The sequence below is a fragment of the Streptomyces sp. NBC_00996 genome (assembly GCF_045162675.1).
Classification (GTDB): Bacteria; Actinomycetota; Actinomycetes; order Streptomycetales; family Streptomycetaceae; genus Streptomyces.
Map to the genome: position 1 here is coordinate 5,929,628 of NZ_CP108723.1, position 12,449 is coordinate 5,942,076.

Sequence of the window (12,449 nt, forward strand, 5' to 3'; positions counted from 1 at the left end):
TAGCAAGGTGCTGGAGGATCCGTGGACCTGTCCCTGTCGACTCGCAATGTGCCCGGCCCTAACGGCGACCGTACGGTCGTCGAGGTCGGTGGCGAAATCGATGTATATACCGCGCCAAAGCTGCGCGAGCAGCTGGTCGAGCTGGTGAACGACGGCAGTTTCCACCTTGTCGTCGACATGGAGGGCGTGGACTTCCTCGACTCCACCGGGCTCGGCGTGCTGGTGGGCGGCCTGAAGCGCGTAAGGGCCCATGAGGGCTCACTGCGACTGGTCTGCAACCAGGAGCGCATTCTCAAGATCTTCCGTATTACCGGTCTCACCAAGGTGTTCCCGATTCACACCTCGGTGGAGGAGGCGGTCAACGCCACCGACTGACCATCGGTCTTCCCGGGCCGTGTGCCCGGGCTCGCCAGAAGTGGGGGACTGGGCCACAGCCCCGTCCTCCCGACAGCACGCCCGAAGTCTGAGGGGGATGCATGGCCACCGTTGAACTCCGCTTCAGCGCGCTGCCCGAGCACGTCAGGACCGCCCGGCTTGTGGCGGCAGCGGTGGCGCGCAGGGCCGGAGTGGACGAGGCCGTCCTCGACGAGGTCAGGCTCGCTGTCGGCGAGGCCTGCAGTCGTGCCGTCGGACTTCACCAGAGCAGCGGCATCTCGGCGCCGGTGCGGGTGTGCTTGATCGAGGACGAGAAGCAGTTCTCCATCGAGGTCGGCGACGAGGCGCCGCATGCGGTTACTGGTGGGACGGTGTCCGCCGCCGCCCCCGGTGACTCGGACGCCGACGCCGAGGAGGACGAGATGGGCCTCGCGGTCATCAGCGGCCTCGTCGACGACGTGGAAGTCACCGCCGGGGAGAACGGCGGACTGATCAGGATGAGCTGGCCAACCACGCCGCCGGCCACGCTCGCTTCCTGACCCCCCGACCGCGGCTGGATCGCATCCCGGTCGCAGCCCCGGCGCAACCTCGTGGCAAACCCGAAGGGCCCTGCTCAGCAGGGCCCTTTTGCGTGCCCTGCCCGGGCGCCCGCCTTTTCGTGAATTCATTCACGATCAATCACGCGATTATTTGATCAAGCGTCAACGCTTTTAGGGCATTACCTCTTTCGGGTTCCGTGGACACGCGTCGATCATTTGCTGAAGAGCATGTGAAGGCTAATTCCGTTTACCGCGCACTGTTTTGATCAGGTTCCGGTACCTACAATCCGTCCACATCTTGAGCTCAGCACAGGCGTCAAGGAGGACGAATGGCGGGGCTTTCTACCCCTCATCAGTTTGACCAATCCACAACCTTCGCAGCCGCAGTACTGACCGACGACAACCGTCTCATCGTGATGGCCATCGGGGCCGTCGCGCTGGCAGCGCTCGTGGTCGCCGGGGTCCTGGTGCGCCAGGTGCTCGCGGCGGGCGAGGGCACCGACAGCATGAAGAAGATCGCGGCAGCGGTCCAGGAGGGCGCCAACGCCTATCTGGGGCGGCAGCTGCGCACCCTCGCGGCATTCGCCGTGGTGGTGTTCTTCCTGCTCATGCTGCTGCCCGCGGACGACTGGAATCAGCGTGCGGGCCGATCGATCTTCTTCTTGATCGGCGCGGCGTTCTCGGCGACCACCGGTTATATCGGTATGTGGCTCGCCGTACGGAGCAATGTCCGCGTGGCCGCCGCGGCACGGGAAGCGACCCCGGCGGAGGGTGAGCCCGAAAAGGATCTCACTGCCGTCTCGCACAAAGCCATGAAGATCGCTTTCCGCACGGGCGGCGTCGTCGGCATGTTCACGGTGGGGCTCGGTCTGCTGGGCGCCTCCTGTGTGGTGCTGGTGTACGCGGCCGACGCGCCGAAGGTCCTGGAGGGCTTCGGTCTCGGCGCGGCGCTGATCGCCATGTTCATGCGTGTCGGCGGCGGCATCTTCACCAAGGCCGCCGACGTCGGCGCCGACCTGGTCGGCAAGGTCGAGCAGGGCATTCCGGAGGACGATCCGCGCAATGCCGCGACCATCGCCGACAACGTGGGCGACAACGTCGGCGACTGCGCGGGCATGGCGGCCGACCTTTTCGAGTCGTACGCCGTCACGCTGGTCGCGGCGCTCATCCTGGGCAAGGCGGCGTTCGGCGACTCCGGTCTCGCGTTCCCGCTGATCGTGCCCGCGATCGGCGTACTCACCGCGATGGTCGGCATCTTCGCGGTGGCGCCCCGGCGCTCCGACCGCAGTGGCATGTCCGCGATCAACCGCGGTTTCTTCATCTCCGCGGTGATCTCACTGGCACTGGTGGCCACGGCCGTCTACGTCTACCTCCCGGCGAAGTACGCCGATCTGGACGGCGTCACGGACGCGGCGATCAAGGCCAAGGACGGCGACCCGCGGGTCCTCGCGGTCGTCGCGGTGGCGATCGGAATCGTGCTGGCCGCGCTGATCCAGCAGCTGACCGGTTACTTCACCGAGACCACCCGCCGTCCCGTACGGGACATCGGCAAGACCTCGCTCACCGGCGCGGCCACCGTCGTCCTCGCCGGTATCTCCGTGGGTCTCGAATCGGCCGTCTACACCGCCCTGTTGATCGGCCTCGGCGTTTACGGGGCGTTCCTGCTCGGCGGTACGTCGATCATGCTGGCGCTCTTCGCGGTGGCGCTGGCCGGTACCGGACTGCTCACCACGGTCGGCGTCATCGTCGCCATGGACACCTTCGGGCCGGTCTCCGACAACGCGCAGGGCATCGCCGAGATGTCCGGCGACGTCACGGGCGCGGGCGCCCAGGTGCTCACCGACCTGGACGCCGTGGGCAACACCACCAAGGCCATCACCAAGGGCATCGCCATCGCCACGGCCGTCCTCGCAGCCTCTGCGCTGTTCGGCTCGTACAGGGACGCGATCACCACGGCCGCGAGCGAGGTGGGCGAGAAGGTCTCGGGCGCGGGTGCTCCGATGAACCTGATGATGGACATCTCGCAGCCCAACAACCTCGTGGGTCTCATCGCGGGCGCCGCGGTCGTCTTCCTCTTCTCGGGGCTCGCGATCAACGCGGTCTCACGATCCGCCGGGGCAGTGGTCTACGAGGTGCGGCGGCAGTTCCGCGAGCACCCCGGGATCATGGACTACACCGAGAAGCCCGAGTACGGGCGCGTCGTCGACATCTGCACCAAGGACGCGCTGCGCGAACTCGCCACGCCCGGCTTGCTCGCCGTCCTCACCCCGATCGCGATCGGGTTCACGCTCGGGGTCGGCGCGCTCGGCTCGTTCCTCGCGGGCGCGATCGGCACCGGCACGCTGATGGCGGTCTTCCTCGCCAACTCCGGTGGTGCGTGGGACAACGCGAAGAAGCTCGTCGAGGACGGTCACCACGGCGGCAAGGGCAGCGAGGCCCACGCCGCTACGGTGATCGGCGACACGGTCGGCGACCCCTTCAAGGACACCGCGGGCCCCGCGATCAACCCGCTGCTCAAGGTGATGAACCTGGTGTCGCTGTTGATCGCGCCGGCGGTCGTCAAGTTCTCGTACGGCGACGACAAGAGCGTCGGTGTGCGGGTACTCATCGCCGTTCTCGCGATCCTCGTCATCGTGGGCGCGGTGTACATCTCCAAGCGGCGCGGGATCGCTGTGGGTGACGAAGGCAACGCCGAGCGGGTGTCGAAGCCGGCCGATCCCGCGGTGGTTTCGTAGGCAACCGGACCGTTTCTGGCCTCGCACCTGGTCAGGGTTCCGCGCACTGGGCGGGCGGAGGCGCGTATTCACGCGCCTCCGCCCGCCTTGTGTGTGTTCACACCTTCTCCGTGAGCCTTCTCTCGCTTGGTACAAATGGCTACAAAAGCTGTTCAGACGGACATTCGGCACGCTAATGTCGCCCGCTTGGCGTGTATGTTCCGGGGCCGAGAGCCATGGAAGGGACCAATCCGGTGAACAAGAAGCTCGCGGCCGCACTGTCCGGCGGTGCGGTACTGGTACTGGCGCTGTCGGGATGCAGTAGCAGCAGCGACAACAACGACAAGCTGAACTCCTGGGCCAAGCAGGTCTGCGTCGCGGTGCAGCCGCAGATCAAGAAGATCGCGACCGCCAACGTCGCGATCCAGAAGGAGGCCTCGGACGACAGCGCGCCGGAGGACGTCCAGAAGGCCGACACCAAGGGCTTCCAGGACATCTCGGATGCCTACAAGGTGATGGCGGCCGCCATCGAGAAGGCCGGCCCGCCGGACGTCGACGACGGCAAGAAGAAGCAGGAGGACGCGGTCAAGGAGCTCAACGACCTTTCCGCCTCCTACGCCGACCTGGGGAAGCAGTCGCAGGCCCTGAACACGAAGGACCAGGCGAAGTTCGCCGATGGACTCAGCGGGGTTGCCGAGCAGCTCGGCAAGCTGAGCCAGAGCGGTACCGACGCCCTGAAGAAGCTGGAAGAGGGCGAGGTCGGCAAGGCGATGGCCACGCAGGCGAGCTGCAAGGCCGCGTCCGCGTCGCCTTCGGCGACCAAGGGCTGATCCCTGGGAGAGCGGTCGTTCGGTCAATCGAAGGAGGGCCCGGTACGCGTGCGTGCCGGGCCCTCGGCACGGGGTGGGGGCGTGCCGGTCCTCGGCGTGAGGTGCGCCTGTGCCGGTTCTCGGCGCGGGCTGCGGGTGCACGGGCCCTCGGCATGGGGTTCGCGCGTGTATGGGCCGCTGAGTGGGCTGCGTGCCCCCGGCACGGGCTGTCCGCCGTGGGCCGCTTGGCCGCCCGTGGAGAGGCGGCGGGCGGTGGCCCGCCGACGTAGGCACACGGCTGTCCACAGGCGTCGGCGTGGGCTGTCCACGGGTGTACGTCCCTTTCGTCGGGAGCGGACACAATGGGAGGCGTGAGTCATACCAGCCTGTCACCGTTGCCCTCGTCCGATCGCGTCGACGTCGCCGCTCGGCTGCGGGACGCCCTGCTCGGCGCCTCCTTCACCGCCGACGGACTGCTCGACCTGCTCGGCGCCCCCGCGTACGCGGCGCTGGCACGCAGTGAGACCGTGCCCGCCCTCCGGGCGACCCGCGGGGACACGCCGCTGGAGGCGCTCGTACGGCTCTTCCTGCTGCAGCAGCCGGTGCCGCGGGCGCGCGTGGCGGACGTGCTGCCGGTCGAGGACTGTCTGGACAGCGGCTGGCTGGCCCGGGTGGGCGGGGGCGAGGTCGCCGCGACCGTGGACATCCGGCCGTACGGCGGGTCCGACGGCGACGACTGGTTCATCGTGTCCGACCTCGGGTGCGCCGTCGGCGGCGCGGGGGGTATCGGCAGCCGGGAGGAAGGCGTCGTCCTCGGAGTGGGCGGGGCCTCCACGACCCTTGCCGGCATCACCGTCCGTACGCCCGTCGCCGCCGCGCTCGACCTCGGCACCGGCTCCGGGATCCAGGCCCTGCACGCCGCGCAGCACGCGACGCGTGTGACCGCGACCGATCTCAACCCCCGTGCGCTGCACATCACCGCGCTCACCCTCGCGATTTCCGGCGCCCCGGCCGCCGACCTGCGCGAGGGCTCCCTCTTCGGGCCGATCGCCGACGACGAGACGTACGACCTGATCGTCTCGAACCCGCCCTTCGTGATCTCGCCAGGCGCCCGGCTGACCTACCGCGACGGCGGGATGGGCGGGGACGATCTGTGCCGCACGCTCGTTCAACAGGCGGGCGATCGCCTGAACGAAGGGGGGTACGCGCAGTTCCTGGCCAACTGGCAGCACGTGGAGGGCGAGGACTGGCAGGACCGGCTGCGCTCCTGGGTGCCGCGCGGCTGCGACGCGTGGATCGTGCAGCGCGAGGTCCAGGACGTCACGCAGTACGCGGAGTTGTGGCTGCGGGACGCGGGCGACCATCGCGACGACCCGGCCGAGTACCAGGCGCGGTACGACGCGTGGCTGGACGAGTTCGAGGCGCGCAAGGTGAGGGCCGTGGGCTTCGGGTGGATCACGTTGCGCAGGGCGACGGCCGCCGTGCCCTCGATCACGGTGGAGGAGTGGCCGCACGCCGTGGAGCAGCCGCTCGGCGAGACCGTGCGCGCGCACTTCGATCGCGTCGACTATCTCCGGGCGCACGACGACGCGGCTCTGCTCGCCGGGCACTTCAAGCTCGTCGAAGAGGTCGTCCAGGAGCAGGTGGGGCTGCCCGGCGCCGAGGACCCGGAACACGTGGTGCTGCGTCAGCACCGTGGGATGCGCCGGGCCACCAAGGTGGACACGGTCGGCGCGGGCTTCGCGGGCGTGTGCGACGGCACGCTCAGTGCGGGCCGGATTCTCGACGCCATCGCCCAATTGGTCGGCGAGGACCCGGTGTTGCTGCGCGACCGGACACCCGCGCAGATTCGGCTGCTGGTGGAGCAGGGGTTCCTCGAACCCGCGGTGTGAAGAGGGGCGCGGACGAGTCGGCTGCGTAGCTCCTGAGGCGTACCCGCACCGCTGAGTCGCATGTGCCCGTTCTGGCGGGATTGGATGCGATTGGCCCGCAAAAGGGCTCCTGTCAGTGGTGCGTGCGAAGCTACCTTCAAGAGACAAGCTCCACGCGCCCTCGGGGGAGGCGCGCTGTCTCGGGGGAGGCGTGATGGCGGGGGAGACGCCGGATCAGGGCGAGGGCAGGGTCATCAGTGGCCGGTATCGGCTGCTGCGGACGCTCGGCGCGGGCGGCATGGGGCGCGTATGGCTCGCGTACGACGAGGAGTTGGCCTGCGAGGTCTCCATGAAGGAGGTCGCGCTGCCGGACGTGCCGATGGACGCGAGCGAGCCCGTGCAGCGCATCGCGCGGGCGCGCAGCGAGGCCCGGCACGCGGCGCGGTTGCGCGGGCATCCCCATGTGGCCACCGTGCACGACGTGGTGGTGCACGAGGGGTTGCCGTGGATCGTCATGGAGTACGTGCCGGACGCGATCGATCTCCAGGCGGTGGTACGGCAGTCGGGGCCGTTGTCGCCCGCCGGGACTGCCCGGATCGGGCTCGCCGTCCTCGACGCGCTCACCGCGGGACACCGGATCGGCATCCTCCACAGGGATGTGAAACCGGCCAACATCCTTCTGGCGCCGGATGCTTCGGGCGACCCCTACGCGCGCGTGCTGCTCACCGACTACGGGATCGCGCTCCAGCCGGAGTCCCGCGAGCCACGGCTCACCGCCACCGCCGGCATTCTCGGCACGCCCGGGTATCTCGCCCCCGAGCGCGCCCGCGGCGAGCCGCCCACCCCCGCCGCCGACCTCTTCTCCCTGGGCGCCACGCTGTACGCGGCCGTCGAAGGCCGCGGCCCCTTCGACCGCCGCGGCGACTACGCGACGCTGACGGCCCTGCTCGGCGAGGAGCCCACGCCGCCGACCCGCGCCGGTGAACTGTCGCCCGTGCTCCACGGGTTGCTCGTCAAGGACCCGGTGCGGAGGTCGTCGCCGGAGGCGGTCGCGCGGGGGCTGGAGCGCGTGGTGCGGGGAGCGGCGGGCGCTGGGTTCGGGCCCCCGCCCGGGTGGGGAGCGACGCCCCTGCCGGAGCCTGCGCCCGGCGGAATTGGGCCGCCGCCCGGCCGATTCGGGGCCGCGCCCGGCAGCCCGTCCGCGAGCGTGCCCTCGGACGAGGTCGCGGGCGCACCTCCGGGGTATGTGGGGGGCGCGCCTCCCGGGTATGTCGCGGGCTCGCCCCTGGGGCAGTCGGGGGCTTCGGCGCAGGGGCCGTACGGCGGTCAGTACGCGGACCCGGCCGGGGGATCGACGCCGGGTACCCCATCGACCCCGCACAGCCCGCAGACGCCGGGCGCGCCCCCGACGCCGAACACCCCGCAGACGCCGGGTGGTCCGGCCGGGCCGGGCACGGGCGACACCCCCGGAGCCGGCGGTCCCGTCACACCGGGTGGCCCCGCCGCACCGGCCTCCGGCACCCCGCCGCCGTACGCCCCTTGGAGTTCGGCGGCCCCGCAGGGTGCGTACGACTTGCGCAACAACCCCTACGCGTACGGCCCGGACTCGCCGTACGCGGGGACCGGCGAGGGCAGCTCGCCCCCGCCGCCCCACCCGTCCGTGGGCAGCCGCTCCGTGCCGGGGCCCTACGCGGGCGGTCCGCCCGGACCGCCTCCGCCGCACGCGGGGCGCAAGAAGCCTGTCGCCGCCGTCATCGCCCTCGTCGTGGCCGTCGTTCTCGTGATCGCAGGCGGCGCCTGGGCAGTCGTCTCACTGACCGGCGGCGACGGCGGCAAGAAAGACAGCGGGGCGAAGAAGGCCCCGTCGACTTCGGCGAGCACGTCGGCGCCGGAGCCGACGGGGCCGGTCTACCCGTACGGCGAACAGGCGGGGCTCACCGACCCGTTGCAGGCGGGCGACTGTGTGAAGGCGGTCTGGTCGGGCACGCCGTTCAAGTCGGTGCCGAACCTGGGCGTCGTGGACTGTGCCGACGACTGGCCGGACGGCCAGGTCGTGGCGGTCGACACGGCGAGCGACTACGCCGACGCCCGCGCCCACGGCACGACACGCTGCGCGGCGCAGGCCGAGCCGGTGGCCACGGCCCTGCCCGACGCCGGTGCCTATGCCCTCGTCCCGACGAAGGCGGGGTTCACGGCGGCCGACGGGGCTACGGCATGTCTCGTACTCGGACGGCATGTCCCCATCGGGGGCGAAGTGGCACGGTTCCGCGACAAGAACATGGACCTGTACGCCGCGCAGATGGCCATCGGGGACTGCTGGACGTACGTCGACAAGGGTGGCGACTCGTTCGATTCTCTGCTGACCGACTGTGCCAAGCCGCACACCGACCAGGTCGTCGGCTTCGCCGCGGCGCCCAAGGACATGGATTACAAGAAGGGGATCGACAACGGAGGAAAGCTCTGCAGCAACAAGTTCGAGTCGAGTTGGGCGCCCGGATCGGAGCTGAAGACCTACGGCTGGCTGGGCGACAAGGAGGACTGGAACGACGGATTCACCACAGTCGTGTGCACGGTGGGCCACACCGACAACACGAAGACGACCGGGAAGATACCCACGCCCGGCACGGTCTGAGCGCCCCATGGGATTCTGGTTGCCCGGCGTTCACCGCAGGTTCGCACGTCCGCTTCCGGGGCGTGCCAGCCTCCCGAGCCTGAGGACTCGGGGCGGAAGGACACACCATGGAAAGCGGACCGGCGATCTTCGCGGGGACGGTGTTCGCCCTGTTCGGCGGCGGACTGCTGGCCTGGACCGTGGCCCGGCTGCGGCAGGGCGAGCCCGTCGCCCACGGTGTGAACCGCGTCGCATCGGCGACGCTCGCGAGCGTCGCCGGAACCGGTGCGCTGGCACTCGGGATGTGGTGTTTCACGCGCGCGTGAGGACCGGGGCTCCGGTAACTGGGAGGTCACGCTCCGGATAGGCCCGAAAGGGCTGGTGGACACTCCGGGCGGCAGGAATGGCGGTAGTCGGGTTACCGTTCGAGTGGCCGTTGCGGGCTTTTCCCGTTTGACACGGGGGCGGGATGTACCGTCACACTCCGCAGCGTCAGCACGACCCGACCCCCGGGAGCAAGACCTGGGGAGGACCCCCCGCGTCGACCGGAGAGAAGAGCGAAGTTGTCCCCGACCAGCGACACCGCACACGGCGGCCGCCGACTCGTCATCGTCGAGTCGCCTGCCAAGGCGAAGACGATCAAGGGCTATCTCGGCCCCGGCTATGTCGTCGAAGCGAGCGTCGGGCACATCCGCGACCTCCCGAACGGCGCCGCGGAGGTGCCGGAGAAGTACACCGGCGAGGTGCGCCGCCTCGGCGTGGACGTCGAGCACGACTTCCAGCCGATCTACGTGGTCAACGCTGACAAGAGGGCCCAGGTCAAGAAGCTCAAGGACCTGCTGAAGGACTCCGACGAACTCTTCCTCGCCACCGATGAGGACCGCGAGGGCGAAGCCATCGCGTGGCACCTCCTGGAGGTCCTGAAGCCCAAGGTCCCGGTCAAGCGAATGGTCTTCCACGAGATCACCAAGGAGGCCATCCGCGAGGCCGTCGCCAACCCGCGCGACCTCAACCAGCGCATGGTCGACGCCCAGGAGACCCGCCGCATCCTCGACCGCCTCTACGGCTACGAGGTCTCGCCGGTCCTGTGGAAGAAGGTCATGCCGCGCCTGTCGGCGGGCCGTGTCCAGTCCGTGGCGACCCGCCTCGTCGTCGAGCGGGAGCGCGAGCGCATCGCCTTCCGCTCCGCCGAGTACTGGGACCTGACCGGCACCTTCGGCACCGGCCGCGCCGGTGACTCGAGCGACCCGTCGTCCCTGGTCGCACGCCTGACGACGGTCGACGGCAAGCGCGTCGCCCAGGGCCGCGACTTCGACTCGCTGGGGCAGCTCAAGAGCGCGAACACGCTCCACCTGGACGAGGCGAACGCCCGCGCGCTCGCCGCCGCCCTGGAGAACACGAACTTCTCGGTCCGCTCGGTCGAGTCCAAGCCCTACCGCCGCTCGCCGTACGCCCCGTTCCGTACGACGACGCTCCAGCAGGAGGCCTCGCGCAAGCTCGGCTTCGGCGCGAAGGCGACCATGCAGGTGGCGCAGAAGCTGTACGAGAACGGCTTCATCACCTACATGCGTACGGACTCCACGACCCTCTCGGACACGGCGATCTCCGCCGCCCGCGCCCAGGTCACGCAGCTGTACGGAGCCGACTACCTGCCGGCGCAGCCGCGGACCTACGCCGGCAAGGTCAAGAACGCGCAGGAGGCGCACGAGGCGATCCGGCCCTCGGGTGATCGTTTCCGCACCCCGGCCGAGACGGGTCTGACCGGTGACCAGTTCAAGCTGTACGAGCTGATCTGGAAGCGGACCGTCGCCTCCCAGATGAAGGACGCGGTCGGAAACTCGGTCACCGTGAAGATCGCGGGCACCGCTTCCGACGGTCGCGACGCCGAGTTCAGCGCGTCCGGCAAGACGATCACCTTCCACGGCTTCCTGAAGGCGTACGTCGAGGGCGCGGACGACCCGAACGCCGAGCTCGACGACCGCGAGCGCCGCCTTCCGCAGGTCAGCCAGGGCGACCCGCTGTCCGCCGAGGAGATCACGGTCGACGGGCACGCGACCAAGCCGCCGGCCCGCTACACCGAGGCCAGCCTGGTCAAGGAGCTCGAAGAGCGCGAGATCGGCCGCCCGTCGACGTACGCGTCGATCATCGGGACCATCCTCGACCGCGGATACGTGTTCAAGAAGGGCACGGCACTCGTGCCGTCCTTCCTGTCGTTCGCCGTGGTCAACCTCCTGGAGAAGCACTTCGGGCGGCTCGTCGACTACGACTTCACCGCCAAGATGGAGGACGACCTCGACCGCATCGCGCGCGGCGAGGCGCAGGCCGTGCCGTGGCTGAAGCGGTTCTACTTCGGCGAGGGCGAGGCGACCGGTGCCGCCGAGGCCGGCAACGGCGACGGCGACCACCTCGGCGGCCTCAAGGAGCTCGTCACCGACCTGGGTGCCATCGATGCCCGTGAGGTGTCGTCCTTCCCGGTCGGCAACGACATCGTGCTGCGCGTCGGGCGCTACGGCCCTTACATCGAGCGCGGCGAGAAGGACTCCGAGAACCACCAGCGCGCCGATGTGCCCGAGGATCTGGCCCCCGACGAGCTGACGGTCGACCTCGCGGAGGAGCTGCTCGCCAAGCCGAGCGGTGACTTCGAGCTGGGCGCCGACCCGGAGAGCGGGCACCAGATCATCGCCAGGGGCGGCCGCTACGGCCCGTACGTCACCGAGGTGCTCCCCGAGGGCACCCCGAAGACGGGCAAGAACGCGGTCAAGCCGCGTACGGCCTCGCTGTTCAAGTCGATGTCGCTCGACACGGTGACGCTCGAGGACGCCCTCAAGCTGATGTCCCTGCCGCGCGTCGTCGGCAAGGACGCCGAGGGCGTGGAGATCACCGCGCAGAACGGGCGCTACGGGCCGTACCTGAAGAAGGGCACGGACTCGCGCTCGCTGCAGTCCGAGGACCAGCTCTTCACCATCACGCTCGAAGAGGCGCTGGAGATCTACTCTCAGCCCAAGCAGCGTGGCCGAGCGGCCGCCAAGCCGCCGCTGAAGGAGCTGGGCGAGGACCCGGTCAGCGGGAAGCCCGTCGTCGTCAAGGACGGCCGTTTCGGGCCGTATGTGACCGACGGCGAGACCAACGCGACCCTGCGCTCAGGCGACAGCGTCGAGGACATCACCTCGGAGCGCGGCTACGAGCTGCTCGCCGAGAAGCGCGCCAAGGGCCCGGCCAAGAAGACCGCGAAGAAGACGGCCGCCAAGAAGGCTCCGGCCAAGAAGGCCCCTGCCAAGAAAACGGCGGCAAAGAAGACGACGACTTCGAAGACGGCTGCCAAGAAGGCACCCGCCAAGAAGGCCGCCGCGAAGAAGACGGTGGCTTCGGAGGGCTGAGGCTTCTTTACGGAGGCGGTGGCTTTGGAGGGCTGAGGCTTCTTTACGGAGGCGGTGGCTTTGGAGGGCTGAGGCTTCTTTACGGAGGCGGTGGCTTTGGAGGGCTGAGGCTTCTTTACGGAGGTGCCGGTCTCGGAGAGCTGAGGCTGCAGG

The 12,449-nt window shown here is 69.6% G+C and carries 8 protein-coding genes; all 8 read left to right on the forward strand.

What is annotated here, in order from left to right; genetic code table 11:
• Positions 1 to 21: 21 nt before the first annotated feature.
• A complete protein-coding gene (gene bldG / locus OG390_RS27920; RefSeq protein WP_099504946.1) occupies positions 22 to 375 on the forward strand; it encodes an anti-sigma factor antagonist BldG in 354 nt (117 codons plus the stop codon).
• A 101-nt stretch (positions 376 to 476) separates the two neighbouring features.
• Complete coding sequence (locus OG390_RS27925; protein WP_406172071.1) at positions 477 to 914, forward strand: ATP-binding protein; 438 nt, start codon at positions 477 to 479, stop codon at positions 912 to 914.
• Between the two features lie 329 nt (positions 915 to 1,243).
• On the forward strand, positions 1,244 to 3,649 hold the full coding sequence (locus OG390_RS27930; protein ID WP_406172073.1) for a sodium-translocating pyrophosphatase: 2,406 nt from the start codon (positions 1,244 to 1,246) through the stop codon (positions 3,647 to 3,649).
• A gap of 215 nt (positions 3,650 to 3,864) precedes the next feature.
• The gene (locus tag OG390_RS27935) at positions 3,865 to 4,458 is read left to right on the forward strand and encodes a small secreted protein (RefSeq protein ID WP_406172075.1); all 594 of its coding nucleotides are present in this window, start codon (positions 3,865 to 3,867) and stop codon (positions 4,456 to 4,458) included.
• Positions 4,459 to 4,799: 341 nt separating this feature from the next.
• Positions 4,800 to 6,329: a methyltransferase gene (locus OG390_RS27940; RefSeq protein WP_406172077.1), complete on the forward strand. Its 1,530-nt coding sequence runs from the start codon at positions 4,800 to 4,802 to the stop codon at positions 6,327 to 6,329.
• 193 nt (positions 6,330 to 6,522) lie between these two features.
• Positions 6,523 to 8,940 carry a protein kinase domain-containing protein gene (locus OG390_RS27945; protein ID WP_406172079.1) on the forward strand — a complete coding sequence of 806 codons (2,418 nt, stop codon included), beginning with the start codon at positions 6,523 to 6,525 and terminating at the stop codon, positions 8,938 to 8,940.
• A gap of 107 nt (positions 8,941 to 9,047) precedes the next feature.
• A complete protein-coding gene (locus OG390_RS27950) occupies positions 9,048 to 9,245 on the forward strand; it encodes a hypothetical protein (protein WP_406172081.1) in 198 nt (65 codons plus the stop codon).
• 237 nt (positions 9,246 to 9,482) lie between these two features.
• Positions 9,483 to 12,296 carry a type I DNA topoisomerase gene (gene topA / locus OG390_RS27955; protein WP_406172083.1) on the forward strand — a complete coding sequence of 938 codons (2,814 nt, stop codon included), beginning with the start codon at positions 9,483 to 9,485 and terminating at the stop codon, positions 12,294 to 12,296.
• Positions 12,297 to 12,449: the final 153 nt, after the last annotated feature.

Bases quoted from the DNA above. Each gene is read 5' to 3' on its own strand.
- OG390_RS27925 (WP_406172071.1), top strand. From the start codon at position 477: ATGGCCACCGTTGAACTCCGCTTCAGCGCGCTGCCCGAGCACGTCAGG.
- OG390_RS27930 (WP_406172073.1), top strand. From the start codon at position 1,244: ATGGCGGGGCTTTCTACCCCTCATCAGTTTGACCAATCCACAACCTTC.
- OG390_RS27935 (WP_406172075.1), top strand. From the start codon at position 3,865: ATGGAAGGGACCAATCCGGTGAACAAGAAGCTCGCGGCCGCACTGTCC.
- OG390_RS27940 (WP_406172077.1), top strand. From the start codon at position 4,800: ATGGGAGGCGTGAGTCATACCAGCCTGTCACCGTTGCCCTCGTCCGAT.
- OG390_RS27945 (WP_406172079.1), top strand. From the start codon at position 6,523: ATGGCGGGGGAGACGCCGGATCAGGGCGAGGGCAGGGTCATCAGTGGC.
- OG390_RS27950 (WP_406172081.1), top strand. From the start codon at position 9,048: ATGGAAAGCGGACCGGCGATCTTCGCGGGGACGGTGTTCGCCCTGTTC.